This is a genomic window from Priestia megaterium (assembly GCF_023824195.1).
GTDB lineage: Bacteria > Bacillota > Bacilli > Bacillales > Bacillaceae_H > Priestia > Priestia megaterium_D.
The window spans coordinates 4,208,459-4,234,233 of record NZ_CP085442.1 but is presented as its reverse complement, the minus strand read 5'-3'; the positions used below and the strand labels follow the sequence as shown (position 1 = coordinate 4,234,233).

The 25,775-nt window shown below is 39.2% G+C and carries 31 protein-coding genes; 28 read left to right on the top strand and 3 right to left on the bottom strand.

Annotation, left to right across the window (positions count from 1 at the left end; genetic code table 11):
• Positions 1 to 53 precede the first annotated feature (53 nt).
• The 25 genes from ndk (at position 54) to LIS78_RS21820 (ending at position 21,430) form a co-directional block, all read left to right on the top strand.
• The gene (ndk, locus tag LIS78_RS21935; RefSeq protein WP_013059010.1) at positions 54 to 503 is read left to right on the top strand and encodes a nucleoside-diphosphate kinase; all 450 of its coding nucleotides are present in this window, start codon (positions 54 to 56) and stop codon (positions 501 to 503) included.
• Between the two features lie 210 nt (positions 504 to 713).
• Entirely contained in the window at positions 714 to 1,496 is a 783-nt protein-coding gene (locus tag LIS78_RS21930; protein ID WP_252284351.1) for a CheR family methyltransferase, read from the top strand.
• A 134-nt stretch (positions 1,497 to 1,630) separates the two neighbouring features.
• On the top strand, positions 1,631 to 2,803 hold the full coding sequence (aroC, locus tag LIS78_RS21925) for a chorismate synthase (protein ID WP_013059008.1): 1,173 nt from the start codon (positions 1,631 to 1,633) through the stop codon (positions 2,801 to 2,803).
• On the top strand, positions 2,803 to 3,885 hold the full coding sequence (gene aroB / locus LIS78_RS21920; RefSeq protein ID WP_195781940.1) for a 3-dehydroquinate synthase: 1,083 nt from the start codon (positions 2,803 to 2,805) through the stop codon (positions 3,883 to 3,885). Before aroC ends, aroB begins: the two co-directional genes overlap by 1 nt.
• 283 nt (positions 3,886 to 4,168) lie before the next feature.
• Complete coding sequence (gene trpE, locus LIS78_RS21915) at positions 4,169 to 5,683, top strand: anthranilate synthase component I (RefSeq protein ID WP_195781941.1); 1,515 nt, start codon at positions 4,169 to 4,171, stop codon at positions 5,681 to 5,683.
• Positions 5,676 to 6,701 carry an anthranilate phosphoribosyltransferase gene (trpD, locus tag LIS78_RS21910; RefSeq protein WP_195781942.1) on the top strand — a complete coding sequence of 342 codons (1,026 nt, stop codon included), beginning with the start codon at positions 5,676 to 5,678 and terminating at the stop codon, positions 6,699 to 6,701. Before trpE ends, trpD begins: the two co-directional genes overlap by 8 nt.
• Positions 6,691 to 7,458, top strand: coding sequence for an indole-3-glycerol phosphate synthase TrpC (gene trpC, locus LIS78_RS21905; RefSeq protein ID WP_252284350.1), 768 nt, complete (start codon positions 6,691 to 6,693; stop codon positions 7,456 to 7,458). Before trpD ends, trpC begins: the two co-directional genes overlap by 11 nt.
• Entirely contained in the window at positions 7,448 to 8,074 is a 627-nt protein-coding gene (locus tag LIS78_RS21900; RefSeq protein WP_195781944.1) for a phosphoribosylanthranilate isomerase, read from the top strand. The genes trpC and LIS78_RS21900 overlap by 11 nt, the downstream gene beginning before the upstream one ends.
• Positions 8,071 to 9,285 (top strand): tryptophan synthase subunit beta, encoded by a 1,215-nt coding sequence (gene trpB, locus LIS78_RS21895; RefSeq protein WP_013059002.1) that lies wholly within the window; start codon positions 8,071 to 8,073, stop codon positions 9,283 to 9,285. The genes LIS78_RS21900 and trpB overlap by 4 nt, the downstream gene beginning before the upstream one ends.
• Positions 9,272 to 10,087 (top strand): tryptophan synthase subunit alpha, encoded by an 816-nt coding sequence (gene trpA / locus LIS78_RS21890; protein WP_195781945.1) that lies wholly within the window; start codon positions 9,272 to 9,274, stop codon positions 10,085 to 10,087. The genes trpB and trpA overlap by 14 nt, the downstream gene beginning before the upstream one ends.
• A gap of 4 nt (positions 10,088 to 10,091) precedes the next feature.
• Positions 10,092 to 11,195, top strand: coding sequence for a histidinol-phosphate transaminase (gene hisC / locus LIS78_RS21885; RefSeq protein WP_252284349.1), 1,104 nt, complete (start codon positions 10,092 to 10,094; stop codon positions 11,193 to 11,195).
• 72 nt (positions 11,196 to 11,267) lie between these two features.
• Complete coding sequence (locus tag LIS78_RS21880; protein WP_195781947.1) at positions 11,268 to 12,368, top strand: prephenate dehydrogenase; 1,101 nt, start codon at positions 11,268 to 11,270, stop codon at positions 12,366 to 12,368.
• A 21-nt stretch (positions 12,369 to 12,389) separates the two neighbouring features.
• Positions 12,390 to 13,679: a 3-phosphoshikimate 1-carboxyvinyltransferase gene (aroA, locus tag LIS78_RS21875; RefSeq protein WP_252284348.1), complete on the top strand. Its 1,290-nt coding sequence runs from the start codon at positions 12,390 to 12,392 to the stop codon at positions 13,677 to 13,679.
• 140 nt (positions 13,680 to 13,819) lie between these two features.
• Positions 13,820 to 13,954: a hypothetical protein gene (locus LIS78_RS31515; RefSeq protein ID WP_268241085.1), complete on the top strand. Its 135-nt coding sequence runs from the start codon at positions 13,820 to 13,822 to the stop codon at positions 13,952 to 13,954.
• 242 nt (positions 13,955 to 14,196) lie between these two features.
• A complete protein-coding gene (locus LIS78_RS21870; protein WP_434092312.1) occupies positions 14,197 to 15,459 on the top strand; it encodes a tetratricopeptide repeat protein in 1,263 nt (420 codons plus the stop codon).
• A gap of 97 nt (positions 15,460 to 15,556) precedes the next feature.
• Entirely contained in the window at positions 15,557 to 16,102 is a 546-nt protein-coding gene (locus LIS78_RS21865) for a ReoY family proteolytic degradation factor (protein WP_195781950.1), read from the top strand.
• Between the two features lie 117 nt (positions 16,103 to 16,219).
• Positions 16,220 to 16,678 (top strand): YpiF family protein, encoded by a 459-nt coding sequence (locus tag LIS78_RS21860; protein ID WP_025750392.1) that lies wholly within the window; start codon positions 16,220 to 16,222, stop codon positions 16,676 to 16,678.
• Positions 16,679 to 16,882: 204 nt separating this feature from the next.
• Entirely contained in the window at positions 16,883 to 17,383 is a 501-nt protein-coding gene (locus tag LIS78_RS21855; RefSeq protein WP_013058993.1) for a QcrA and Rieske domain-containing protein, read from the top strand.
• A gap of 3 nt (positions 17,384 to 17,386) precedes the next feature.
• Positions 17,387 to 18,061, top strand: coding sequence for a menaquinol-cytochrome c reductase cytochrome b subunit (gene qcrB / locus LIS78_RS21850; protein ID WP_013058992.1), 675 nt, complete (start codon positions 17,387 to 17,389; stop codon positions 18,059 to 18,061).
• A 110-nt stretch (positions 18,062 to 18,171) separates the two neighbouring features.
• Positions 18,172 to 18,939, top strand: coding sequence for a menaquinol-cytochrome c reductase cytochrome b/c subunit (locus LIS78_RS21845; protein ID WP_013058991.1), 768 nt, complete (start codon positions 18,172 to 18,174; stop codon positions 18,937 to 18,939).
• 135 nt (positions 18,940 to 19,074) lie between these two features.
• Complete coding sequence (gene lhaT, locus LIS78_RS21840) at positions 19,075 to 19,662, top strand: lipoprotein heptaprenylglyceryl N-acetyltransferase LhaT (protein ID WP_195781953.1); 588 nt, start codon at positions 19,075 to 19,077, stop codon at positions 19,660 to 19,662.
• Between the two features lie 82 nt (positions 19,663 to 19,744).
• Complete coding sequence (locus LIS78_RS21835) at positions 19,745 to 20,155, top strand: YlbD family protein (RefSeq protein ID WP_013058989.1); 411 nt, start codon at positions 19,745 to 19,747, stop codon at positions 20,153 to 20,155.
• A 5-nt stretch (positions 20,156 to 20,160) separates the two neighbouring features.
• Entirely contained in the window at positions 20,161 to 20,397 is a 237-nt protein-coding gene (locus tag LIS78_RS21830) for a YlbE-like family protein (RefSeq protein WP_013058988.1), read from the top strand.
• A gap of 99 nt (positions 20,398 to 20,496) precedes the next feature.
• Positions 20,497 to 20,883, top strand: a complete 387-nt coding sequence (locus LIS78_RS21825) for a carbohydrate-binding protein (protein WP_048019818.1) — start codon at positions 20,497 to 20,499, stop codon at positions 20,881 to 20,883.
• A gap of 100 nt (positions 20,884 to 20,983) precedes the next feature.
• Positions 20,984 to 21,430, top strand: a complete 447-nt coding sequence (locus LIS78_RS21820) for a YlbF/YmcA family competence regulator (RefSeq protein ID WP_028410752.1) — start codon at positions 20,984 to 20,986, stop codon at positions 21,428 to 21,430.
• 5 nt (positions 21,431 to 21,435) lie between these two features.
• Here LIS78_RS21820 and LIS78_RS21815 read toward each other — a convergent pair whose 3' ends face one another.
• Complete coding sequence (locus tag LIS78_RS21815) at positions 21,436 to 21,750, bottom strand: hypothetical protein (RefSeq protein ID WP_116073455.1); 315 nt, start codon at positions 21,748 to 21,750, stop codon at positions 21,436 to 21,438.
• 77 nt (positions 21,751 to 21,827) lie between these two features.
• Here LIS78_RS21815 and LIS78_RS21810 point away from each other — a divergent pair, with 77 nt between their 5' ends.
• On the top strand, positions 21,828 to 22,103 hold the full coding sequence (locus LIS78_RS21810) for a YlbG family protein (RefSeq protein WP_013058985.1): 276 nt from the start codon (positions 21,828 to 21,830) through the stop codon (positions 22,101 to 22,103).
• 79 nt (positions 22,104 to 22,182) lie between these two features.
• Here LIS78_RS21810 and LIS78_RS21805 read toward each other — a convergent pair whose 3' ends face one another.
• A complete protein-coding gene (locus tag LIS78_RS21805) occupies positions 22,183 to 22,569 on the bottom strand; it encodes a DUF7147 family protein (RefSeq protein ID WP_013084871.1) in 387 nt (128 codons plus the stop codon).
• Positions 22,570 to 23,180: 611 nt separating this feature from the next.
• On the opposite strand from LIS78_RS21805, the gene rsmD reads away from it, so the two are divergent.
• Together rsmD and coaD are read left to right on the top strand one after the other, a co-directional pair.
• Entirely contained in the window at positions 23,181 to 23,750 is a 570-nt protein-coding gene (gene rsmD, locus LIS78_RS21800) for a 16S rRNA (guanine(966)-N(2))-methyltransferase RsmD (protein ID WP_252284346.1), read from the top strand.
• A gap of 35 nt (positions 23,751 to 23,785) precedes the next feature.
• Positions 23,786 to 24,280: a pantetheine-phosphate adenylyltransferase gene (coaD, locus tag LIS78_RS21795; protein ID WP_013058982.1), complete on the top strand. Its 495-nt coding sequence runs from the start codon at positions 23,786 to 23,788 to the stop codon at positions 24,278 to 24,280.
• Positions 24,281 to 24,338: 58 nt separating this feature from the next.
• Here coaD and ylbJ read toward each other — a convergent pair whose 3' ends face one another.
• A complete protein-coding gene (ylbJ, locus tag LIS78_RS21790; protein ID WP_209150635.1) occupies positions 24,339 to 25,547 on the bottom strand; it encodes a sporulation integral membrane protein YlbJ in 1,209 nt (402 codons plus the stop codon).
• Between the last annotated feature and the right edge of the window lie 228 nt (positions 25,548 to 25,775).

Genomic DNA, 25,775 nt, shown 5'->3' with positions numbered 1-25,775 from the left:
TTGCGCTTTCAAAACTTGTTTACATATCATGAACTTCAGGGGTGGAGAGTAAAATGATACAAAAAACGTTTTTAATGGTCAAACCAGACGGGGTACAAAGAAGCATTATTGGTGAGGTTATTTCTCGCTTTGAGAAAAAAGGTTTTCAATTAGTTGGAGCTAAGCTTATGCATATTTCGCAGGAATTAGCTGAAACACACTACGGTGAACATAAAGAGAAACCTTTCTTCGGTGAGTTAGTGAAATTTATCACATCAGGTCCAGTTTTTGCTATGGTATGGGAAGGTGAAAACGTGATTTCAGTATCACGTCAAATGGTGGGAAAAACTAACCCTCAAGAAGCGCTTCCTGGAACTATTCGAGGTGATTATGGACTGATTGTCGATAAGAATATTATTCACGGCTCAGATTCACCAGAAAGTGCGGAGCGTGAAATCAGCTTATTCTTTGAAAGTGAAGAGCTGACTTTCTATAAAAAAGACGCAGACGCTTGGATTTACTAATTTAGATAGCGCAAGGAGACGAATGAATTTTCATTCGTCTTTTTTATTGTGTTTATAAATAGGTCCTAGGCTATTGATTGCGAATGTCTCTCTACATAAACATTTTCACAATGTATTCCGATATATTAATAAGAAGATAAGCGTATATAAAGGTTTTATTTCCTTATACGTCTAACATAAACGTATAGAAATGAGAAAGGAGAGTCAAAAATGATAGATGAATACGACGCGTTTGTGGAGAAAATGAAAATAAAAACAGGCATTGATTTATCACTATATAAGCAGTCTCAAATGCAACGCCGCCTCACCTCCCTGTATGAAAAAAAAGGTTTTTCTAGTTTTTTTGAATATTATCGAGCAATGAACAGTAACAACGAACTGCTTGAGGAGTTTTTAGATCGGATGACGATTAACGTGTCAGAGTTTTATCGCAACTATCAGCGGTGGGATATATTGGAGCGAAAAATTTTACCGACTCTTGTAAAAGGAAAAACAGACCTGAAAGTGTGGAGCGCTGCCTGTTCAACAGGGGAAGAGCCATATACACTAGCGATGGTTTTATCAACATTTTTTCCGCTTTCACGTATTTCTATATTGGCGACCGATTTGGATGAAAAAGTGATAGAAAAAGCAAAAATAGGCTTTTATGATGAACGTTCACTTCAGGAAATGCCTGTTTCGATGAAAAATAAGTACTTTCAACAAAGAGGAACCGGGTACTTATTAGATGAAAAAATCAAAAAAACAGTTGTTTTTCAAAAACATAACTTACTGTCAGACTCTTTTCCAAAAAACGTTGACTTGATTGTTTGTCGAAATGTGCTTATTTATTTTACAGATGAAGCAAAGCATGCTTTATATGAAAAATTTAGCAGAGCTTTAGCACCTGGCGGCATCTTATTTGTAGGTAGCACAGAACAGGTTTTTACTCCGCAAAAGTATGGATTTGAAACGGCTGATACGTTTTTTTACAGAAAAGTAAAGACCATTTAATCGAGACAATCTGAAGCGGTTTTTTAAAAGCTGAGGTGAAACTTTTTGTACATTCTTATGTTATAGTATGGTATAGTCATATTTAAAAATGGAAAAATTCTGACGAATAATACATATTAAGCGGAGGTACGATTATGCGATATTTAACAGCAGGAGAATCACATGGTCCACAGTTGACTACTATTTTAGAGGGTGTTCCGGCAGGGCTTCCTTTAACAGCGGAAGACATCAATACAGATTTAGCGCGAAGACAAAAAGGTCATGGTCGCGGAAGACGTATGCAAATTGAAAAAGATCAAGCGGAAATTTTAAGCGGTGTCCGCCACGGCTATACGTTAGGATCTCCTATTACGTTAGCGGTAGAAAATAACGACTGGAAACACTGGACAAAAATTATGGGCATCGAGCCAATCTCTGAAGAAGAATCAGAAGAAGTAAAGCGTAAGATCTCAAGACCAAGACCAGGGCATGCTGATTTAAACGGCGCTATTAAATATGGTCATCGCGATATGAGAAATGTATTAGAACGTTCTTCAGCTCGTGAAACAACTGTAAGGGTAGCAGCAGGTGCTGTCGCTCGTCAAATCCTTGCTCAGTTCGGGATTTCTGTAGCTGGACATGTATTAGAAATTGGCGGCGTACAGGCAAATCCGCCTCAATACAAAAGCTTAGAGGAACTTCAAGAAGTCACTGAAGCTTCTCCAGTAAGATGTTTTGACTCAGCTGTTGAGAAAGACATGATGCAAGCAATCGATGATGCTAAGAAAAACGGCGATTCTATCGGAGGCGTAGTAGAAGTTATTATTGAAGGCGTGCCAGCAGGAGTAGGCAGCTATGTTCATTACGATCGTAAATTAGATGCGAAGATTGCTGCAGCTGTTATGAGCATTAATGCATTTAAGGGCGTTGAGTTTGGGATTGGATTTGAAGCGGCTCGCAGACCAGGAAGCGAAGTTCATGACGAAATTCTATGGGATGAAAAGAATGGATATACCCGTAAAACAAACAACTTAGGCGGCTTTGAAGGCGGCATGACAACAGGTATGCCAATTGTAGTACGCGGTGTAATGAAACCTATTCCAACGCTTTACAAGCCGTTAAAAAGTGTTGATATTGAAACAAAAGAAGCCTTCGAGGCAAGCATCGAACGTTCAGACAGCTGCGCTGTGCCGGCGGCAAGCGTTGTAGCAGAAGCCGTTGTAGCTTGGGAACTGGCTGATGCGCTAATCGAACAGTTTGGACAAGACCGAATTGATTTAATTGCTGAAAATATTGAGAAAATGCGTGCACATGCGAGGGAGTTTTAATGTTGCAAATTGATATTCAAACTTTATCCAAAACATATCCTCTTTATTTAGGAAATGGATTAATTGAAAAGCTGCCTTCTATTATCGAGAGTGTAAAACCTAATCTGTCGTCCGTGTTAATCATCACTGATTCAGCTGTAGATTCATATTATGGAGAAGCGGTTGTAAAAGCGATTGAGACGAAGTTTAAAGTGGCTAAATACGTAGTGCCAAGCGGTGAACATGCAAAGTCATTTCAACATTACTACGATTGTCAGACATTTGCGCTCGAACAGCAGCTTGACCGCAATGCGCTCGTTATTGCTTTTGGCGGAGGGGTGGTTGGCGATTTAGCTGGATTTGTAGCCGCTACTTATATGAGAGGAATTTCTTTTATTCAAGTGCCAACGACGCTTCTTGCTCACGATAGTGCTGTAGGCGGTAAAGTAGCCATTAATCATGAGCTTGGAAAAAATATGATTGGTGCTTTTTATCAGCCTGAAGCGGTTGTTTATGACATTGATCTTCTTAAAACGCTTCCCGAAAGAGAGTGGCGTTCCGGTTTTGCAGAAGTGATTAAACACGCTTTTATTCACGATGAAGCATTTTATGAATGGCTTCAGCAAAATATACAATCGCTGACTGATTTACAAGATGAAAAATTAATTTATGCTATTCAAAACGGTATTTTAGTCAAAGCAGCTGTTGTAAAAGAAGATGAGACAGAAGCTGGCGTTCGCGCTCATCTGAACTTTGGACATACGCTAGGTCATGCGATCGAAGCAGAGTGCGGCTATGGACAAATCAGCCACGGAGAAGGCGTAGCGATTGGTATGCTGTTTGCTATGAAAGTCAGCAATGTTCTTGGGAAAAGTCAGTTCTCTGTGGACGACATTGCGAAATGGTTTGAAAAATTTGGCTACAAGACGTCTGTCCCAAACCATCTTTCAGCTGAAAAACTGCTCGTAAGAATGAAAGCAGACAAGAAGTCTAAATCAAGCAATGTTCATATGGTACTGCTTGAAGGCATAGGCAAACCTTTTGTTCAACAAGTAGAAGATGAAGTGATTCTTAAACTGCTGAATGAAGAGCTTAAAGCTTAGTTTCATCTAAAGCCAAGTAGATAGTAGTTGACAAATGAATTTGAAACGTACTACAATTGGTAACAAGTTAGTTTAGAGATTTTAGTTATGAGAAAACAATAGACAGTTTAGTTGAGATTAGGGTAGACGAGAATGAGACAGTTGAGCAGAGTTTAGTTGAGTGAATTTTACCATTCGTATACCCAAAGGCCCATTTTTGATGTGTCTTTGGGTTTATTTATTATATCCTCTTTTATATAACCTCATCTATTCTCATTCTCCATGAAATGGAGGATTGAAAGATATGACGAACACTTATACTTCTTTTTTAGAAGACTCTACAGAGTATTTAACCATTCCAATTATAAAAAAAATATTTATCGATAGCATGACACCTGTTGATCTTTTTCAACAAGTAAAAGATGAAGCCGTATATTTGCTTGAAAGTAATGATGAATCATCACCATGGTCCAATTATTCTTTTATTGGCTTAAATCCATTTTTGTATGTTGAGGAAGAAAACGGAACCTATCTAGCAAAAAACAAGCAGCTTCACCCTGTGCTGCAAGGAGACAGCTTTAAAGAGGTATTTTGTAAAATTCAGCAAGAGCTGAAAGTGAAAGTACCAGACCTTGCACTTCCTTTTAAAGGAGGAGCAGTAGGGTTTATCAGCTACGACGCAGTATCGCAAATTGAAAAAGTAAACGTACATGCCCAAAACGATTTGAACATGCCTACTTTTCACTTTATCTATTGTCAAACGATGCTTGCTTATAATCATCAAACAAAAGAGCTTATGGTGATTCACTACATTCAGCTTAATGAGCAAGACAAAGAACAGCAGAAAAAAGAAAAATACGGTGAAGCTCTAGCAGAGATCAATAGATATGTTGAAAGAATAGCACAGACGGTGAAAGAAAAGCCAATGATGTTTGAAAGCGAGCAGCGCGAAGTTAGCTTTGAAGGCGTGACATCGTCATACCAAAAAGATAAATTTGTGCAAGATGTGGAAAAAATTAAGGAATACATCAAAAGCGGAGATGTTTTTCAAGCCGTATTGTCGCAGAGATTTCAAATTGATACGACCGTAGCTGGATTTGATATTTACAGAGTATTGCGATTAGTTAATCCGTCTCCTTATTTATTTTACGTGAAAGTAAAAGGCGCGGAGTTAATTGGAAGTTCTCCTGAGCGGTTGATTCAAATTGAAAACGGCCATTTAGAAATTCATCCGATTGCAGGAACGAGAAGACGTGGCAGGGATGCAGAAGAAGATGCGCGCTTGTACGAAGACTTAATTAACGATGAAAAAGAGCGGGCAGAACACTATATGCTCGTGGACTTAGCAAGAAATGACATCGGCCGAGTTGCACAGTATGGAAGTGTCCAAACACCAGTATTAATGCAGCAGGTTAACTTTTCGCACGTCATGCACTTGATTTCTAAAGTGACAGGACGCCTTGACGAAAAAGTACATCCTATTGATGCGCTGCTTTCTGCATTTCCAGCGGGTACCGTATCTGGCGCTCCAAAAGTACGAGCGATGCAAATCTTAAATGAAATTGAACCAGTTGCGCGAAATGTATATGCAGGAACCGTAGCATATCTCGGATTTGATGGAAACATTGATTCGTGCATTGCGATTCGGACCATTCTTTTGAAAGACCAGACCGCTTATATCCAGGCCGGAGCAGGAGTGGTTGCTGACTCAAAACCGGAGCTTGAGTGGAAAGAAACCCGCAATAAAGCTAGCGCTTTAATCAAAACAATTCAATTAGCTCAAAACATCTACGATAAAAAGGAGGATGTATATGTTTAAAGAATTGTTAAAAAAGTGTTTGCGCGGCGAGTCACTTTCAGCGGAAGAAGCAGAAAAAATTATGAATGATATTATGAACGGTAAAGTCCCGGCAGCTCAAATTGCTAGCGTGCTAACCATCTTAACGTATCGAGGAGAAACCGTTGATGAAATTGTTGGTTTTGTCCGAGGTATGAAAAATAATATGAATGCTATTTCTCTAGAAGAATTAAACGTAGTAGATACATGCGGTACGGGAGGAGACGGCGCCTCTACTTTTAATATCTCGACGGCTAGTGCGATTGTGGCATCTGCTGCTGGAGTAAAGGTTGCGAAACACGGGAATCGCGCTGTGTCTTCTAAAAGCGGAAGTGCAGACGTGTTAGAACATCTGGATATATGGATTCAAGGAAATGAAAAAGAAGTGAAAAACGCGGTGGCTGACCTCAACATGTCCTTTTTATTTGCGCCGCTTTATCACCCTGCTATGAAGCACGTTGCTGCTACTCGAAAGGAATTAGGGTTTAGAACCGTTTTTAATGCATTAGGTCCATTAGCAAATCCTACTAACTGCACAAAGCAAGTAATTGGCGTTTATTCCATTGAGCTTGCACGAAAATTAGCAGAAGCGCTTGTTGTACTGGGAGCTAACCACGTCCTTCTGGTTGCGGGCAGAGACGGTTTGGATGAAATTAGTGCCACGGATGTAACGGATATTGTAGAAGTGCAAGGCAATGTCATTACAGAATATACGCTTGCACCAGAGGATGTACACTTACAGAGAGGGAAGCTTGAAGACTTAGTGGTAGAAGACGCGAAATCGAGTGCAGAGCTTATTGAATCGCTATTTTTAAATAAAAGTAATGTAACTGCTAAAAATGCAGTCGTATTAAACTCTGCTGCAGCTATTTACGTTAGCGGAAACGTTTCTACTTTTGAAGAAGGAGTAGCTGTAGCTTTAGAAACAATCGAATCAGGGGCTGCATATACGCAATTACAACGATTGAAATCGAAAAAGGTGGTTGAACATGCTCAATAAAATTATTGAAACAAAAAAAGAAGAAATTCAAAACCTACAGTTACCCGAACAGCAAAATGTTGCAAAACGATCATTTTTAGAAGCTTTATCAAACCCGAATCGGGAGCTGGCTCTTATTGCAGAAGTGAAAAAAGCCTCGCCTTCTAAAGGATTAATAAAAGAGAATTTTCAGCCTGTGGAAATTGCTAAAGCCTACGAAGAAGGAAAAGCAGATGCTTTGTCTGTGTTAACAGATCAGCACTATTTTCAAGGACATCGAACGTTTCTAAGTGATATTAAACAGCGTGTCTCTATCCCTGTGCTTCGCAAGGATTTCATTATTGATTCCATTCAAGTGGAAGAAAGTTCAAGAATCGGTGCTGATGCTATTTTACTCATTGGAGAAGCACTTGAACCATTAAAATTGCAAGAGCTTTATCTTCAAGCTGCTGAAAAAGAGTTAGATTGTTTAGTAGAAGTGCATTCTTTAGAAACGCTCGAACAGCTGTTAGCTGTATTTACGCCGAAAATTATCGGAATCAATAACCGAAATCTTCATACGTTTGAAACCAGCTTGCAGCAGACCAAAGAAATCGCCAAGCACGTTCCGAAGGATCAGCTGTTAGTGAGTGAAAGCGGCATTTACTTATACGATGATGTTTCCTACGTAAAAGAAGCCGGAGCAAAAGCTATTTTAGTAGGAGAATCGCTTATGAGACAGGATAATCAAACCAAAGCGATTGAAAAGCTGTTTGGGGAAAGTGAATATGCTTATTAAGTACTGTGGTATTCGATCAAAACAAGATATAGCTTTAATCAAAAAGTCGGCTGCTACTCACATTGGCTTTATTTTCTACCCTAAAAGTAAACGATATGTAAAGCCTGAGCGAGTAAATGAGTTTGTAACGGATGAAATAAAAAAACAAGTCTCGCTAGTAGGAGTATTTGTTAATACACCGGTAGATCAAATACTTGAAATTGCCTCTGTGACAAATTTAGATGTTATTCAGTGCCACGGGCAAGAAACAGCTGCGGACGTACGTCAGTTAAAGCAGCGTGGATATGAAGTGTGGAAAGCACTCCCTCACAATAAAGAGACGCTGCAGCAAATGCATGTATATGAAGAAGCTGACGGGTATGTAATTGATAGCAAGGTTAAAGAACAATTCGGAGGAACGGGCGTCGCTTTTGATTGGAGCTTCGTTCCTCAGTATGAATCAGCTGCACAAAGGTTAGGTAGAAAATGCTTTATTGCTGGAGGAATCAATGCTTTTAACATTGAGAACTTGTTACCATACAAGCCTGGGGCGATTGATATTTCTGGCGGTATTGAAACAAACGGAACGAAGGACTATACAAAAATTATAGAGATTGAAAGGAAGATCATACTATGACATACAATCATCCTGATGAATTTGGCCGCTTTGGTGAATTTGGCGGAAAATACGTACCTGAAACATTAATGAAACCACTTGAAGAAGTAGAAGCAGCTTTGAATCAAGCAATGAAAGATCCGGCATTTAAAGATGAGTATCTATCCTTACTTGTTAACTACTCTGGGCGACCAACGGCTTTAACATATGCTGATAATATTACCGAAACGCTCGGCGGGGCAAAAATTTATTTAAAACGTGAAGACTTAAATCATACGGGTGCTCACAAAATCAATAATGCCATTGGACAGATTTTACTTGCTAAACGGATGGGGAAAACAAAAATTATTGCTGAAACAGGAGCGGGTCAGCACGGGGTAGCCACAGCTACAGTAGCTGCAAAGTTCGGAATGGAATGTAAAGTATTCATGGGAGAAGAAGATATTGAACGTCAGGCGTTGAACGTCTTTCGCATGAAGCTTCTAGGAGCGGAAGTCATTCCTGCAACTTCTGGAACAAAAACGCTAAAAGATGCAACAAATGAAGCAATTCGCTACTGGGTTCAACATTGTGAAGATCACTTTTACTTAATTGGTTCGGCCATTGGACCGCATCCTTATCCTAAAATGGTTCGAGATTTCCAAAAAATTATTGGAGAAGAAGCAAAAGAACAGTTTACAGCGGTAGAAGGCAAACTTCCGAATGCTGTCGTGGCATGCGTCGGAGGCGGCAGTAATGCAATCGGCATGTTTTATGATTTTATTAAAGAAGAAAACGTACGCTTGATCGGCGTAGAAGCAGGAGGGAAAGGACTAAATACAGCCCTTCATGCTGCTAAAATGGCTAAAGGCACAAAAGGTGTTATTCACGGAACGCTCACGTATTTACTTCAAGATGAAAATGGTCAAATTACAGAGCCTTATTCTATTTCAGCTGGTTTGGATTATCCAGGTATCGGTCCAGAGCATTCTCACCTTTCATCTATTGGACGAGTAGAATATGAAAGTGTAACGGATGATGAGTCAATCGAAGCTCTTCAGCTGCTAGCGAAAACAGAGGGAATCATCCCGGCTATTGAGTCCGCCCATGCGCTGGCAAAAGCATTTGAACTGGCTAAAAGCATGACGAAGGAAGAAACGATTTTAATTTGCTTGTCAGGTCGAGGAGATAAGGACGTTCATACATTAGTAAACTTGCTAGAAGGGAAGGAAGAAGAACATGAATACGTTTGAAGCGAGACTACCTAAACATGAAACATTATTTATTCCATTTATTACAGCAGGAGATCCTCATGAAGATGCAACGGTGGATATTGCTTTGTCTTTGCAAAAGCAAGGTGCTTCTATTTTAGAGCTGGGCGTACCATATTCCGACCCTTTAGCAGATGGTCCAATTATTCAAGAGGCGTCCAAAAGAGCTTTATCTGGCGGTATGTCTATTTCAAAAGCCATTAAGCTTGTATCGGTGATGAGAAAAAAAGGTGTGAAAATACCGGTAATTCTCTTTACCTATTTTAATCCTGTGTTACAATTAGGTTTAGAATCCTTTTTCGCGTTAATGCGAGAAAATGAAATAGATGGAGTGCTAATTCCGGATTTACCGTACGAAGAGAGTGGCCGTATCCGGGAGCTTGCCGCTGAAAATGAAGTTGTGTACATTTCAATGGTTGCTCCTACATCTAAAGAGCGTATTCAAAAAATCGCTGCAGATGCAACGGGCTTCTTATACTGCGTGTCGTCTTTAGGCGTTACTGGGGTTCGCTCTACGTTGCCAGCTGATATTGGCACCTTTTTAGAAGATGTGAAAGCAGCAGCTTCTATACCGGTTGCCGTCGGTTTTGGGATTTCAACAAGTGAACAAGTAGAGGTGTTAAAAGAACATAGCGACGGCATTGTAATTGGAAGTGCAATTGTTAATAAAATTGGCCAGCTTGAACAAGTTCTTTTAAATAAGGATACACGCCGAGACGGATTAAATCAAATTGAGGAGTATGTTGCATCCATCGTTTCGCCTATACAAAAATGCGAGGTGTAACACGTTGAAGGTAAAAGAACAATTACTAACTTTATCTCCATATAAACCAGGTAAGCCAATTGAAGAAGTAAAGCGTGAATTTAATTTAGATCGCGTTGTAAAATTAGCGTCTAATGAAAATCCTTACGGCAGTTCTGCTTTAGTAAAAGAGGCGATTGCTGCAGAAATCGAAAATATGGCGCTTTATCCAGACGGTTATGCAGCTGAACTGCGTGCAGCAGTAGCAAAGCACGTAGGCGTAGAGCAAGATCAGCTGATTTTTGGAAATGGGTCTGATGAAGTCATTCAAATTATTTGCCGAGCTTTGCTATCGGCTGATACAAATACTGTCATGCCGACGCCGTCATTTCCTCAATATAAGCACAATGCCGTAATTGAAGGTGCAGAAATTCGTGAAGTACCGCTGCGCGGCGGAGATCATGATTTAGATGCTATGCTTCGTGCAATTGATGAAAATACGACAATTGTGTGGGTATGCAGTCCTAATAACCCAACGGGAACGTATGTGAAGGGCGATGAGTTAATTTCTTTTATGAAACAAGTTCCTAAGCATACATTAATCGTTATGGATGAAGCCTATTTTGAGTATGCAGCAGATCAAGCCGACTATCCGAATACGGTAGAGTTTTTGAATGAATACGAAAACTTAATTGTACTTCGCACATTTTCAAAAGCATACGGCTTAGCTTCTTTGCGTATTGGTTACGGTATTGCAAACGAATCATTGCTACAAAAAATTGAGCCGGCTCGTGAACCTTTTAATACAAGCCGCATGGCTCAAAAAGCAGCAATCGTTGCTCTTGAAGACCAAGCGTTCATTGAAGAGTGTAAAAAGAAAAATCAAGCAGGTTTGCAGCAATACTATGCTTTCTGTGATAAGAATGGCTTAAACTATTATCCGTCTTTCACTAATTTTGTTCTAATTGATTTTGGTCGTCAAGGCGATGAAGTGTTTCAATTTTTATTGCAGCGCGGATTTATCGTTCGTTCAGGGAATGCATTAGGCTTCCCAACTTCCGTTCGTATTACAGTGGGAACAAAAGAACAAAATGAACAAATCATTGAATTGCTTCAGCAGTTTGTTAACCAAGCAGCAGCGAAAGCTTAATACCTAATATAGTAAAAGATGAGAGTGTGATTTCACACTCTCATCTTCATATGTACAATGAGGTGAAGGAAAGTGAAAGAAAATGTTTTTGTTATAGGCCTGGGGTTAATTGGAGGATCGCTGGCACTTAATATAAAAAAGACGCATCATCATCTTGATGTAATAGGTTTTGACATTAATCAAGAGCAGCTGGAGCTTGCCAAAACCCTAGGTGTAATTGACCAAGCGGCTTCTTCTTTGCAACAAGGCGCGGAGCAAGCGGATTATATTGTTATTGCCATTCCGGTCACTCAAGCAGCGGAAGTGCTAAAACAGTTAGAACATTTTACGCTCAAACAGTCTGTTATCGTCACAGACGTAGGAAGTACAAAAGAAGAGGTAGTGAAGACAGCGGAGACTCTTATTGCTCAAGGCATTGAGTTTATCGGCGGCCACCCAATGGCTGGGTCTCATAAAAGCGGAGTAGCTGCTTCTAAAGCTCATTTATTTGAAAATGCAATGTATGTATTAACACCTTCATCTTCTACTTCTTCGGAGGCTTTAGACAGTTTAAAGGAATTGCTAAGTGGTACAAAAGCTAAAATTATTGTGATGTCACCAAAAGAACATGATAAATTAGCAGGTGTCATCAGCCATTTTCCTCATATTATTGCTGCAAGCCTTGTTCATCAAGCAGAATATTACCAACAAGACAACCAGCTAGTTTCGCAGCTTGCAGCTGGAGGGTTTCGTGATATTACACGTATTGCTTCAAGCAGTCCAGCGATGTGGAGAGATATTTTGCTTCATAACCAGGATGCGCTTCTTTCAATGTTTGACCACTGGCTTGAAGAAATGAACGACGTGCGAAATATGATCGAACGAAAAGACGCGAACGATATCTATACATATTTTTCACAAGCAAAACAATTTAGAGATCAGCTTCCTGTACGAACCAAAGGAGCGATTCCATCCTTTTATGATCTCTATGTGGATGTTCCTGACTATCCGGGGATTATTTCAGAAGTAACGGGTTATTTAGCAGAAGATGAAATCAGTATTACAAACATTCGAATTTTAGAAACACGAGAAGACATATATGGAGTATTACGTTTGAGCTTTCAAACAGAGGAAGATAGAAAGCGGGCAAGAGCGTGTCTCCATCAGCATCAATATCAGACGTTTATTTCTTAATGTACGAAAGGTGTGAATGAAATGAGTGGAAAACAATTAAAAACTAATCTTTCATCTCTCCAAGGAGAAATTTCTATTCCTGGAGATAAATCGATTTCTCACAGAGCTGTGATGTTCGGAGCGATGGCAGAAGGGAAAACAACGATTAATCATTTTTTAGCAGGGGAAGATTGCTTAAGTACGATTTCGTGTTTTGAAAAGATGGGCGTATCGATTAAAAGAGAAGGCGAGTATGTCGAAGTGGAAGGTAAAGGTATCGAAGGGTTAAGTGAACCTACTTCCATCCTAGATGTAGGAAATTCAGGAACAACTACTCGTTTAATGCTTGGGATTCTTGCAGGTGTGCCATTTCATACGTCTCTAATTGGAGATGATTCGATTGCCAAGCGTCCTATGAGCCGCGTTACGGTGCCCCTGCGCTCTATGGGTGCAAAGATTGATGGGCGTGAGCATGGCCAATATACGCCTTTATCCACTCGAGGAGGAGCTTTAAAAGCAATTCATTACCATTCTCCTGTAGCAAGTGCACAAGTAAAATCAGCGATTTTACTAGCGGGACTTCATGCGGAAGGCACAACAAAAGTAACCGAGCCTTTTACATCACGTGACCATACAGAGCGTATGCTTCGCGCCTTTGGAGTAGACGTAGAGGTAGAGGGAACGACTGTAAGTATTGAAGGAGGACAATCTCTGCGCGGAACGGATGTATACGTACCTGGTGACATTTCTTCAGCCGCGTTCTTTCTTGTTGCAGGAGCCATTGTTCCAAACAGCCGAATCGTTTTGAAAAACGTCGGACTCAATCCTACAAGAACAGGTATTATTGATGTGCTTCAGCAAATGGGTGCACGTCTTACAATTTCTAATGAACGTATTCAAAATGGAGAGCCTATTGGCGATTTGACGATTGAAACGTCTCAGTTGAAAGGGATTGAAATTGGGGGGGATTTAATTCCTCGTTTAATTGATGAAATTCCAGTGATCGCTCTTTTGGCGACTCAGGCCAATGGGAAAACGGTTATTAAAGATGCCGAAGAATTAAAAGTAAAAGAAACGAACCGTATTGATACGGTTGCAACGGAGCTAAGCAAGCTGGGTGCTTCTGTTACTCCAACAGCTGATGGCCTCATCATTGAAGGCAAGACGGCCCTGCAAAGCGGTGAAGTAGACAGTTACGGAGATCATCGAATTGGAATGATGCTTGCGGTCGCAGCAGCCATTGCAACGGGAGATGTAATACTAATGAGAAGTGAAGCCATTCACGTCTCCTATCCTACTTTCTTTGAAGATCTTGATAAACTAAGCGAATAAGAAAGAGGCTGGGACAAACGTATTTTGGTTGAAGGGAAATCCGAACGATGAATTGATATTCTTGATGGAGAATCCAACTCGTTCGGATTTTTTATTGATAGGGTGAACGTAGTTTTCATGTATGTAGGTGCTTCTAGCTGTTGATTGAAGAGCAAGGCGAAGACTCCTGCGGGAAAAGCGGAAGAGGTGAGACCCCGCAGGAGCATAAGCGACGAGGAGGCTCACCGGCCGCCCGCGGAAAGCGAAGCCTTGCACGGAAATCAACAGCGGTGTAACAAGCGATCTATACTGGCTTATTTATCCCGTTTGTTCGCCTTTAGATTCGATTAATGTAATCATGTCTCAATCTCGTTTTTATCTAAAAAATGTAAGCGTATTCAAATTGATTTGTTGAACAAACGCTCAAACTATTTTATCATGGTGTATAGAAGCATGTGTTCTTGCTTCGGTTTGGAAAAAATAGAAAATTAATTCGTTTTATTTTTATATAAAAAGTGAATGTAATAATAAAGGAGAATTGTGTGTGAAAGAACTAGACCGCGCGATAGGTTACGTAGAATCCAATGAAATTGAAAAAGGTCTTGCCCTTATTCATGAATTGAAAGATAAAGCTACAGACGAAGAAAAATTTTTAATGGCTGAACAGCTTCAGGAGTGGGGACTAGTGAATGATGCGCTGCCTTTAATAGACGAGCTCATCGCTAAATACCCAGAAGAAGGCGAGCTGTATTTATTAAAAGCTGAAATGCTTATTGATTTAGAAGAAGAAGAAGAAGCAATTCATATTTTAAATCAAATTAGCAGCGAAGATGATAACTACGTGCCAGCTCTGCTTCTTGTAGCTGACTTATATCAAATGCAAGGCCTTAGTGAAGTAAGTGAGCAAAAGTTAATGGAAGCGAAAAAAATGCTTCCAAATGAGCCGGTTATAGATTTTGGGCTCGGTGAATTTTACAGCAGTCAAGGAATTTATCAAAAGGCGATTCCTTTTTATCAAACGCTGCTAAAAACAGAAAAAGAATTTAACGGCACGGATCTTCGTCAGCGATTAGCTGAAAGTTTAGCAGGTATCGGCCAGTTCGAAGAAGCGCTTCCTTACTTTGATCAAGCGCTAAAAGATAAGCTTGAGATTAACACACTATTTGAATATGCGATTTCAGCGTATCAAGCAGGTCATTATCAGACCGCTATTGAAAAGTTCACAGAACTAAAAGAGCTAGACCGTGAGTACCATTCTCTTTATTTATATTTAGCAAAATCATATGAACACGAAGAGATGCTAGAAGAGGCTGCGGTGGCTGTCAACGAAGGTATTGCGCAGGATGAATTTCAAAAAGAACTTTACTTTTTTAAAGGGAAGATAGCATTAAAGCGCGGTCTAGAAGAAGAGGCTGAATCGGCATTTCAACAAGCGATTGCACTAGATCCAGGGTATATTGAAGCCATTTTAACTCTCTCTAAACTTTATATGAGTCAAGAGAGATATGAAGATGTAGTAGAGAATATCGAACACGCCAAAGAATATAATGAGCATGACCCTCATTTTGAATGGGATTTAGCAAAAGCTCACCAAGAATTAGAAAATTATGAAGAAGCGCTAAAATACTACGAATCTGCATACACTGTTTTTAAAGAAGAGTATGCGTTTTTAGAAGAGTATGGCTACTTCTTATTAGAAGAAGGACAGCGCTCGAAAGCGAAGGGGATTTTCCAAGCCTTATTAGCAATGGATCCAACAGCTGTTGAAATTCAAGACATATTATTTCAATTAGAAGAATAAATAATAGTTCAGAGGATTTTATTGCTGCCGTGTGGAATAAATAACTGTAAAAGGTGTTTTAACTGAGAGTTTAAACACAGAGGAGGGAAGTGAGAATATGACGACCCCTGTTACTGTCAACGAGAAAAAAGAATTTGTTCGCTGGTTTTTAACGAATTATCAGCTGAAGCGAAGAGAATGTGTATGGATTTTAAATTATTTGATGAGCCATGATCAATTGATGAAACGAGTTCACTTCGTTGAGCAAGCACAGTTTTGTCCTCGCGGGATGGTGATGTCTACGCACTGTGTGGAAGACCCTCCATTTCGTTTTTATAAAGAAAATATCATGACAACCGATGCAGAAAAATCATTTCATGATATTCGTTTGAATCGAGAAGAAGACATTTATATTCAATTAAACTTCCGATCGTTGTATTCATCGCCTCAATATGTGGCTGTACTGGAAGACAATCCGTATATGCCAAAAACTAATCAAACAAATGAAAAAGACAGAGTATTAGCTGAGCAAATATTGGAAGAATCTATTCAGAAGTTTCAGCGATCAAAAATCATGGAACTAATTGATAAAGCATTAGATGAAAACGATAAAGAGGAATTTCAGCGCTTAAGCGAATATTTAAATAACCATTATGTACAGTAGATAAACGAGGGATTGGCTAGCTTCTTAGAAAAAGGTCAATCTCTTTTTTTATCTCCTTATCCATTTTGGAAAATAAATAAGACAAGCCTTAGCAGGCTTGCTGAGAGGAGAAGAAAGTTGAAGCTTCAGGCCAAGGAAATGGATGTGTACCTACAATCCAAAAGTTATGTTGATACCGTATTGGTTCCACTCATTCCGATTGATTTCGGAGAAGATTTAAAGCTTACTGCATCTATGAGTGAATACACGACTGCTCTTACTGAAGAGTTAGAGAGGCAATTTAAAGGAAGAGTGATTTTAACACCTAGTTTTACATACTTAAAAAAAGATGGAGTAGCTGCTGTTTATGAAACATTACTTCGTTGGAATGAGCATATAAATGACAATGAAGTAAAACATCTTTTTGTGCTTACTAGCGACCGAGACTGGCTGCAGTTTGAAAAAGAAATAGGGGCGTACTGCATTTGGATACCTGCTTTACCGCTTGAGCATATAGATGAGTCGCATAAGTATACGCTCATACATGAACAAGTTCAACAGCTCTTACCGATTTTTGTAGAGAAATGGAGTGTTTAAAAAGACTGTAGAATAAGTAATGGAAGCGCAAACAAAATAATGACAAAAAATTTAGAAAAATAAAGATTATTTCCATGTTTTAGGTTTTTATTGTATTGACCTTCCAGAAATATTAATATATCATGATTATGTCCTAGTTTAATAGAATGGTCCATCATGTGTCCAAAATTCTCTGGACTGAACTTTTTTAAAGGGGGGAAAAGCATGGGTGATCGGGTATCAAGACGACAGTTTTTAAACTATACGCTCACTGGTGTAGGGGGATTCATGGCTGCTGGAATGTTAATGCCAATGGTGCGCTTTGCAGTAGATCCAATTTTGGAAAAAGAAGCGGGTCAGGATTTAGTAGCTGTAGCGCAGGTTAAAGACATTACAAAAGAGCCGAAACGTGTCGATTTTAAAATCAAGCAAGTGGATGCGTGGCATAAATCAGAAGAACCAAGATCGGCTTGGGTGTACAAAACTGATAAAGGTGAAATCGTCGCGCTGTCACCAATTTGTAAGCATTTAGGCTGTACGGTTAACTGGGCTGGTGACAAAAACTATCCACATCGTTTCTACTGCCCTTGTCATGGGGGAATGTATGAAAAAAGCGGTAAAAATGTACCGGGGACACCACCGATGGGACCGTTAGATGTATACGTTCAAAAGGTAAAAGGCGGTACGTTATATCTAGGAAAAGCCAAACCACAAGGAGGGGCATAGAAAATGTTGAATAAAATCTATGACTGGGTGGATGAACGGCTAGATATTACTCCTTTATGGCGAGATGTGGCCGATCATGAAGTGCCAGAGCACGTAAATCCTGCACATCACTTTTCAGCATTTGTGTATTGTTTTGGTGGATTAACGTTTTTTGTTACCGTTATTCAAATTTTATCAGGTATGTTTTTAACCATGTATTATGTACCAGATATAAAAAATGCATGGGAATCCGTTTATTATCTGCAAAATGAAGTCGCTTTCGGACAAATTGTTCGAGGTATGCATCACTGGGGAGCAAGTTTGGTTATCGTCATGATGTTTTTACATACACTTCGTGTTTTCTTCCAAGGAGCATACAAAAAACCCCGCGAGTTAAACTGGATTGTGGGTGTGTTAATTTTCTTTGTTATGTTAGGTTTAGGTTTTACAGGTTATTTGTTGCCGTGGGATATGAAAGCGCTATTTGCAACGAAAGTAGGTTTGCAAATTGCTGAATCCACACCAATTATAGGCCAGCAAGTGAAGACATTACTCTCAGGACATCCAGACATCGTTGGTGCTCAAACACTAACTCGCTTTTTCGCCATTCACGTATTCTTTTTACCCGGAGCCCTACTTGGCTTAATGGGTGCCCACTTCTTAATGATTCGTAAACAAGGAATTTCAGGACCACTATAAAATTTTATACGCTTTATTCAATTAGTCAATCACACTAGTCATCATATGCATCAAGCACATACTCCGTTGTTAGTACTTTCACTAGAACAGTGAGAAAAAGGAGGGAGAACATGCATCGTGGTAAAGGGATGAAGTTTGTTGGAGATTCACGTGTTCCTGCAGAACGAAAACCCAATATTCCAAAAGATTACTCTGAATTTCCAGGGAAAACAGAAGCATTCTGGCCAAACTTTTTACTAAAAGAATGGATGGTAGGGGCAGTTTTTTTAATCGGTTATTTATGTTTAACCATCGCTCATCCATCTCCTCTTGAACGTATTGCCGATCCGACTGATACGGGGTACTTGCCTCTTCCTGACTGGTATTTTTTGTTCCTATATCAATTGCTTAAATATTCATTTGCTTCTGGTCCATATAATATTATAGGTGCATTTATTATTCCAGGGATTGCATTTGGCGCATTAATGCTTGCTCCGTTCATTGATCGAGGACCAGAAAGAAGACCAGCTAAGAGGCCATTTGCAACAGGATTCATGCTTTTGGCTATAGCAGCAGTCTTTTTCCTAACGTGGCAGTCAGCGACACAGGTGGATTGGAAAGCGCGTGAAGAGCAAGGGAAAATTAGAGAAGAAGTAGCGATTGACAAAAATTCAGAAGGCTACAAAATCATGCAAGAGCAAACGTGCTTGACCTGTCACGGTGATAATTTACAGGGAGGCCCTGCGGCTCCGGCTTTAACAGGAATTGATTTATCTCCTGAAGAAATCGCCAATATCGCAAAAAATGGTAAAGGCAATATGCCAAAAGGTGTTTTCAAAGGTTCAGATAAAGAATTGAAAACGCTCTCGGAATTTGTCGGCAACTTAGGGAAAGAATAATGAAAATCAGCCAAAGGGCTGGTTTTTTTTTGAATTTATTTAATGCTGTGTTTTACATCAATGAGATAGGTGCTTGCTATTGTTCAAAAACTGTACATAATAAAGAAGAGAGTAAATGTAAAGGAGACTTTCTAAATGGCTTGGTTATGGTATACCTTAAAAGATAAGCGTTTTTTAACGCTTTTGCTGATTGTGAATATACTAGGAACAATCTACGGATATATTTGGTATGGTAGTCAATTAGCGGAAACGCCTAAGAAGTTTTTAGTATTTGTGCCTGATAGTCCAACGGCAAGCTTGTTTTTTGTTATTGTACTTATCGGTCTTTTACTTGGAAAACATTTTTCACTATTTGAAGCTTTAGCAATGATCACGCTGTTTAAATACGGGATTTGGGCCGTCGTAATGAATGTATTGGTCTATGTGTTAACAGGATACATTGATTGGATGATGCTTATGTTGATGGCTTCTCATGCAGCAATGGCTTTTCAAGGGCTTTTATACGTACCGTTTTACCGGATTAAATTATGGCATTTAGCTGTTGCCGCTGTATGGACCGTACATAATGATATCATTGATTACGTTTTTTCTATGATGCCAAGATACAGCATGCTCAATGCGTATATGTCTGAAATTGGTTATTTTACATTTTGGCTAAGCATTTTATCTATTTTCATTACATACTGGTTCACAGTTCGTGCTTCTTCAAAAAAACAGCTATAAAAAATTTTTGAAATAGGCGCACGAAACGAGCTCTCTTTTTCTAAGATATAGTAGGCTATATTTAAGTATGAGGTGAGTGACTGTGAAGGAAACCAAACGAGAGCTTCATCCGTCCGTTGTGGAATTTAAACAATTTGTAAAATCACATCCCAAATTAGTAGAACAGGTTCGAAAGCAGCAAAAAACGTGGAAAGAGCTATATGAAGATTGGTATTTATTCGGTGCAGAAGATCCAATGTGGGAGGCATATCGTTCAGAAGAAAGTGCAAAGGCTGAACCAGCTGCTGCAACAGAGGAGAAAAAAGATATTATGGGTACAATTGTATCCTCGCTGAAAAACATGGACTTGAATCAAATGCAAAATCATATCACAAATGTAAATTCAGCTATTTCGAATATTCAACAAGTACTGCAGCAATTTCAACCATCTAAGCCATCCGGTGGAGGAGCAGCTTCCGGGCCAGGGAATCCATTTGGCTTTAGGAAAGATTAAACGCAATGAGAAAAGATATATACGAGTATATGCAGTCTCGTCCTAAACTCAACGACTTCGTTCGTGAACAGCCAATGTGGTACCGACGTTTATCTAGAAATCCTGAAGAACTGGAGAAATTTGAATTAGAATCCAAACACTACTACAAACAAACGATTCCTCATAAAGTCGAAAAGTTTTCGAATTCGATTCAAATGGCAAACATGATGTTTCATATGTTTCAGTCCATGAAAAATCAATGATCTCTGCATACATAGCGATGCAGAGATTTTTGCACATCATGAGTAAAAACAAAGAGTTTGTAAACACTATGGAGAAACGAATGATAAAGGAATGGTATTATGCGCTTACTATTAACGACGGCCTTATGTGTAGTTTCTCTGCTAGGATGCAACCATGATAAACCAAAACCTGAAACTAAAATTTCCTCTCAACCGCGGGCAGCTGAAACGTTTGGTGCAATGAATACAAAACCTTCACTGATGGTACACCAGCATGTGAAAGGACAAAACGTATACGTCGAATGTATTCTAAGCGGGTTTTCATTTTCAACAGAGAGTGGATTCCTTCAAATTACAGTAGATGGAAAACCATTTAAAGAAATGAAGCAAGCAGCCTTTGTTTTAAGTGATCTTCCAAAAGGATCTCATACTGTTACGATTGAACTGATGAAATCTAAAGAAGAAAGTTATCAAGTGAGGAATACCTTTACGGTTGAAATTATATAGTTAAAAAGTAGAACTTGTAGTAAATCAGTGTAAGCTGTTTTAGCAAGTTCTTTTTCTTTAGATCCAAAACGTGATAAGATAAAAACGGAGGTGCACAGCCATGCTGACAACAATGAGAACTGTTGAATTACTCGATGAGTCTGATCACGTAGCTAACATGGTGTTACAATCAGACGTAGCCGAGAACTATCGTCAATGTTTATATAGATTAAATAAAGATTCACATGCACAGGCATTAATTGCTGAATTTGTGAAAATAAAGGAACAGTATGAGGATGTTCAGCGATTTGGAAAATATCATCCTGATTATAAAACCATTACGAGACAAGTACGTGATGTAAAGCGTCAAGTTGATTTACACGCGACAATCGCTGCGTTCAAAAAAGCAGAAAATGAATTACAAAAGCTGCTTGATGAAATTAGCGTTATCCTTGGTCAAGCTGTTTCAGAGCACGTTAAAGTACCGACGGGAAATCCGTTTTTTGATACGGGAAGCAGCTGCGGCGGTGGCTGCGGATCTGGTGGAAGCTGTGGGTGCAGCGCATAAGCCGTTCACTGTATAAATCGAATGCAATCAGCACAGGAATTTCCGCAGCAGGCCATTTTACGCTGTGGAACGTAAAACCTGTGCTGATAGACATAAGTAAGATGCTGACTTCTGACAAAGGTCGAGCGCCAAGTAGCATTTGTATTGGATGTAGCAAAAATAGATGAAGCTTCTAGAAGCTCATCTATTTTTCTACGCTTAATTGATGTGTTTATATACAAAAAGGGTATATTTGTGATTTTTTTGAAAATGACTTGTTCAATAGCTCTGTGCTCGTTAAAATGAGTAAGAAAGAGCATCCAGATATCATCTAAATTCATACATAAAGCACCTACTTCATATAAAAGAATTTATGATAAAGAAAACCAATATAACGTATGCAAAAGGGGAACTAAATATGTTTGTTGAACGTCAAGGAATTGTGGCGTATGTGCATTCTGTTAAGCAAGCAAAAGCATTGCGAAAGTACGGAAATGTACATTACGTATCTAAAGAATTAAAGTATGTTGTCTTATATTGCAACCAAGATGGCATTGAAAAAACAATCCATAAACTTCAGTCTCTACCTTTTGTGAAGAAAGTAGATCCTTCTTATCGGCCGTTTTTAAAAACAGAATTCGAAAATTCAAAGCCAGATAAGGCGAAGGAATATGACTATAAGATAGGAATTTAAACAAAAAAGGAATGTGATGTACATTCCTTTTTTTATTTTACTTGCCCTTAGCAAACGAATAGGCAGGGATGAGATGAGATTATTGCATTGGCGGAATAAAGCGGTTCATTCGCAAAATGCCAATAAGGTGCTGATAGTATAGTGCTGTTTCTGGAAATGTAGTAGATGGTTTGACATCGAGTACCACAATTTCTTTTCCCGCTTCCTCAGCAGCTCGTTTAAATAACTCAACGCGCTTGCTGTCGTTTTGTTTTAAAACAATTCCTTCTCGGCAAACGTAAAGCGGTTGGAAATTCCCTTCAGCTGTTGGATGCAAGACAGCGACAAAAGAAGCTACTTGTCGATCTTCTTTTACTGTTCGCAGCATAATAAGATGAGCAAGACGATGTTTGTTGCTTTTGACAATCTCTAACAGCTCATAAATATCTGAATACCCTTCTCCGAGCTCAATAAAACGCTGAATCATATGTATTTCCCCCTTTATGTATTAAAAAGCAAACTCACGTAGTTTAATGTATCACTGAATATTTTAAGAGTAAATAAAAAAATCCCTACAACTACTCATTGTAGGGCCCTTCAATAAAGGGGTGTAATCACCTCTGCGATTACAAGCACCTTGATGAAGGCAAAGGGAGAGGAGAAACCGGAGGAAGAACTTATGGGGAAACGTAAGTCTTCTCCGCGGTTGGCAACAACATCGGTTAGATGATGTTGTTACTAGTCAGTATGTCCGTTTTAAACGTTCATATACCTGTCTTGTGAAATTCACTTTTTAAAACATAAAAGACTGATAACATGACAGAGAAAAAGGGTAAATTTACGTTTATTATGACATATTAAAGTAAAGGAAATCTTCTATGAACGAAATGCCGAATGATCTTCATAGGTGTATCTCTTAGAAAAGAATCAGTGTATCTAAGGACACGGTCGTAAAAGTCCAGCATAAAAGCAAGCTGCTGGGTTATTGCACAGAATGCATACACCATTGAATAAATTGAGGATTTTTGCTAGTCTTTGTAATTCAAAATATGTTAGGATAATGAAGAATAAGGAAGTAAAAGTAAGGTAGTGATAAGGATGAGAGTAGTAGCAGGTTTATATAAAGGCCATGCGTTAAAGGCGGTTCCAGGATACTCAACCCGCCCTACAACAGATAAGGTGAAAGAAGCTATTTTTAATATGATTGGACCGTTTTTTGAAGGTGGAACAGCTCTTGATTTGTTCGGTGGAAGCGGTGGCTTGGGAATTGAAGCTCTAAGTCGAGGAATAGATAAAGTCATTTTTGTGGACCGGGATGGCAAAGCGATTCAGACGATTAAAGCAAACTTAGCATCTTGCCGGTTAGAAGACCGCGCTGAAGTGTATCGAAATGATGCAGAACGTGCACTGAAAGCGATAAAGAAAAGGGAGCTGACTGTCGATTTACTTTTGCTTGATCCACCGTATAAAGCACAAAAGTTGAAAGCGCTTATCGAAACGGTAAGTGAAGAAAACCTTCTGAAAAAAACAGGAATTATTGTAGCGGAGCATTCTCATGATGTACATTTAGATAATGAGATTGGTTTATTTGAAAAAATAAAAAGCGAAACGTACGGTATCATTGGTGTTTCTATTTATACATACAAAAAAGAAGAATCAGTTGAATAAATCAATGAGCTGTTAGATGTAGAAAGGGGATACGTATGGGCAGTATAGCTGTTTGTCCAGGAAGCTTTGATCCAGTTACAAATGGACATTTTGATATTATTAAACGAGGCGCAAATGTATTTGATACGATTTATGTGGTTGTTTTAAATAACTCTTCAAAAAGTCCTCTATTTACAGGGGAAGAGCGAGTAGCTTTGCTGAAAGAAGTAACAAAATCACTTCCTAATGTGGTAGTAGAGTCGTACAGCGGATTATTAATGGAATATGCAAAAGAAAAGCAGGCAAAGACCATTTTAAGAGGTTTGCGTGCAGTATCGGATTTTGAGTACGAAATGCAAATCACATCTGTAAATCGCGTATTAGATAAAGAAATCGAAACGTTATTTATGATGACAAATAATCAATACTCGTTTTTAAGTTCTAGTATTGTAAAAGAAGTAGCCAAATATGGCGGGAATATTTCTGAATTAGTTCCTCCCCCTGTTAGAGAAGCGCTTGCGGAAAAATTTGAACAGTTGTCTCAAAAATAAGATAAAAAAGAACGTGAGGTTTTCTTTGCCGATAAGAAAACCTCACGTTCTTTTTTTACTAGGACCGATGAAGAAACGTTCGTTTTGAATATATATAAATATAGCAGCACAGCGTAAAAATCGTTAAGAGCGGACCGTACACGTTTAGCCACTGCGATAGAATCGTAACAGACTCCAAGTGAGAAAAAACCGGCAGTGCTCCTTCAGATGCTTGAAAAGTAGTAATGGATTCTCGAAGAGGACCCCATAGAAAGATAGTGAATACTACCGCAAAACAACCGTGAAAAATGCGTGCAATAAAAAACGGGAAAAATCGAATATCTGTTTCGGCGAGTATGCTAGCCACTTGTGCTTGAACGGAGAAACCGCTGAAGCCTAATACAAAGCTAACGATGATAATTTGATGAAACAGCAGCGTGTCTGGCGCTTCACTTGCTAGCCGGCTTCCTAGCGTGATTTCAAAAAGCCCTGAAATAAAGGGAAGACTCAGTTCAGTCCCTATATGACAAAGGGAAAATAAATAAGCTAGACCGCTGCTTAAAAAGGCCGTGATATGAGTAACATATAAAAGTTTGTTTAATACAGAAAATAAAATGATAAAACCGCCAATCATTAAGAGAGATTGAACAGCAGAAGTAACCGCATCTCCTAGAAGCTTCCCGATAGGACGCTTGTCTTTTAAACGCGTTTTATGCATTTCATGAAAAGCTAACGATAAAGAAGGTTTTTGAGTTACTTGTCCTTTCGGTTTTGCTGATCCATAAAACCGCATCACCAGCCCTACACAAATATTCCCTATGTAATGAGAGAGAGCTAATATGATACCGACAGCTGGATTGTGAAAAAAGCCAACGGCCACAGCTCCAAAAATAAAAATAGGGTTAGATGAGTTAGTAAATGATACGAGTCTTTCAGCTTCAATAGCTGTTAGCTGCTTTTCTTGACGCAGCCGGGAAGTGATTTTTGCACCTGAAGGAAACCCAGAAGCCATGCCCATTGCTAAAGCAAACCCCCCTACTCCAGGTACTCGGAATAAAGGCCTCATAAACGGCTCTAATAAGATCCCAATGAACTTCACTACGCCAAACCCAATAAGCATTTCTGAAACAATAAAAAAGGGCAGCAGAGAAGGAAAGACGACCTTCCACCATGTGTTGAGACCTCTTACTGAACCTTCTAGCGCTTCTTTTGGATATACAATAAGCGCAATAGCGAGAAGCGTTACGCTCGTCCCGAGCAGAAGTGTTTTCACCATCGATTTATTCAACGAACGATTCATCTCCTTTTCTAAGCTCACGTCATTTTGATATGAATGAAATGAGGAGTTTTAGGCAAATGTACAAGTTCTTCTATATATCAATATACGAAGCTATGCATCGACTTTATGCCTATGAGTAAGGAGAAAATAAATTCATGCTGAATAAAAAGGCGTCTTGTCACATTTGGAAATACAATTCATATACATAAATCAATGCACTTCTAGGATAGTCAAGGA

What these genes read in the sequence shown, in the direction of transcription:
- ndk (WP_013059010.1), top strand. Translation starts at nt 54, where the DNA reads ATGATACAAAAAACGTTTTTAATGGTCAAACCAGACGGGGTACAAAGA.
- LIS78_RS21930 (WP_252284351.1), top strand. Translation starts at nt 714, where the DNA reads ATGATAGATGAATACGACGCGTTTGTGGAGAAAATGAAAATAAAAACA.
- aroC (WP_013059008.1), top strand. Translation starts at nt 1,631, where the DNA reads ATGCGATATTTAACAGCAGGAGAATCACATGGTCCACAGTTGACTACT.
- aroB (WP_195781940.1), top strand. Translation starts at nt 2,803, where the DNA reads ATGTTGCAAATTGATATTCAAACTTTATCCAAAACATATCCTCTTTAT.
- trpE (WP_195781941.1), top strand. Translation starts at nt 4,169, where the DNA reads ATGACGAACACTTATACTTCTTTTTTAGAAGACTCTACAGAGTATTTA.
- trpD (WP_195781942.1), top strand. Translation starts at nt 5,676, where the DNA reads ATGTTTAAAGAATTGTTAAAAAAGTGTTTGCGCGGCGAGTCACTTTCA.
- trpC (WP_252284350.1), top strand. Translation starts at nt 6,691, where the DNA reads ATGCTCAATAAAATTATTGAAACAAAAAAAGAAGAAATTCAAAACCTA.
- LIS78_RS21900 (WP_195781944.1), top strand. Translation starts at nt 7,448, where the DNA reads ATGCTTATTAAGTACTGTGGTATTCGATCAAAACAAGATATAGCTTTA.
- trpB (WP_013059002.1), top strand. Translation starts at nt 8,071, where the DNA reads ATGACATACAATCATCCTGATGAATTTGGCCGCTTTGGTGAATTTGGC.
- trpA (WP_195781945.1), top strand. Translation starts at nt 9,272, where the DNA reads ATGAATACGTTTGAAGCGAGACTACCTAAACATGAAACATTATTTATT.
- aroA (WP_252284348.1), top strand. Translation starts at nt 12,390, where the DNA reads ATGAGTGGAAAACAATTAAAAACTAATCTTTCATCTCTCCAAGGAGAA.
- LIS78_RS21865 (WP_195781950.1), top strand. Translation starts at nt 15,557, where the DNA reads ATGACGACCCCTGTTACTGTCAACGAGAAAAAAGAATTTGTTCGCTGG.
- LIS78_RS21855 (WP_013058993.1), top strand. Translation starts at nt 16,883, where the DNA reads ATGGGTGATCGGGTATCAAGACGACAGTTTTTAAACTATACGCTCACT.
- qcrB (WP_013058992.1), top strand. Translation starts at nt 17,387, where the DNA reads ATGTTGAATAAAATCTATGACTGGGTGGATGAACGGCTAGATATTACT.
- LIS78_RS21845 (WP_013058991.1), top strand. Translation starts at nt 18,172, where the DNA reads ATGCATCGTGGTAAAGGGATGAAGTTTGTTGGAGATTCACGTGTTCCT.
- lhaT (WP_195781953.1), top strand. Translation starts at nt 19,075, where the DNA reads ATGGCTTGGTTATGGTATACCTTAAAAGATAAGCGTTTTTTAACGCTT.
- LIS78_RS21830 (WP_013058988.1), top strand. Translation starts at nt 20,161, where the DNA reads ATGAGAAAAGATATATACGAGTATATGCAGTCTCGTCCTAAACTCAAC.
- LIS78_RS21825 (WP_048019818.1), top strand. Translation starts at nt 20,497, where the DNA reads ATGCGCTTACTATTAACGACGGCCTTATGTGTAGTTTCTCTGCTAGGA.
- LIS78_RS21820 (WP_028410752.1), top strand. Translation starts at nt 20,984, where the DNA reads ATGCTGACAACAATGAGAACTGTTGAATTACTCGATGAGTCTGATCAC.
- LIS78_RS21815 (WP_116073455.1), bottom strand. Translation starts at nt 21,750, where the DNA reads ATGAATTTAGATGATATCTGGATGCTCTTTCTTACTCATTTTAACGAG.
- LIS78_RS21810 (WP_013058985.1), top strand. Translation starts at nt 21,828, where the DNA reads ATGTTTGTTGAACGTCAAGGAATTGTGGCGTATGTGCATTCTGTTAAG.
- LIS78_RS21805 (WP_013084871.1), bottom strand. Translation starts at nt 22,569, where the DNA reads ATGATTCAGCGTTTTATTGAGCTCGGAGAAGGGTATTCAGATATTTAT.
- rsmD (WP_252284346.1), top strand. Translation starts at nt 23,181, where the DNA reads ATGAGAGTAGTAGCAGGTTTATATAAAGGCCATGCGTTAAAGGCGGTT.
- coaD (WP_013058982.1), top strand. Translation starts at nt 23,786, where the DNA reads ATGGGCAGTATAGCTGTTTGTCCAGGAAGCTTTGATCCAGTTACAAAT.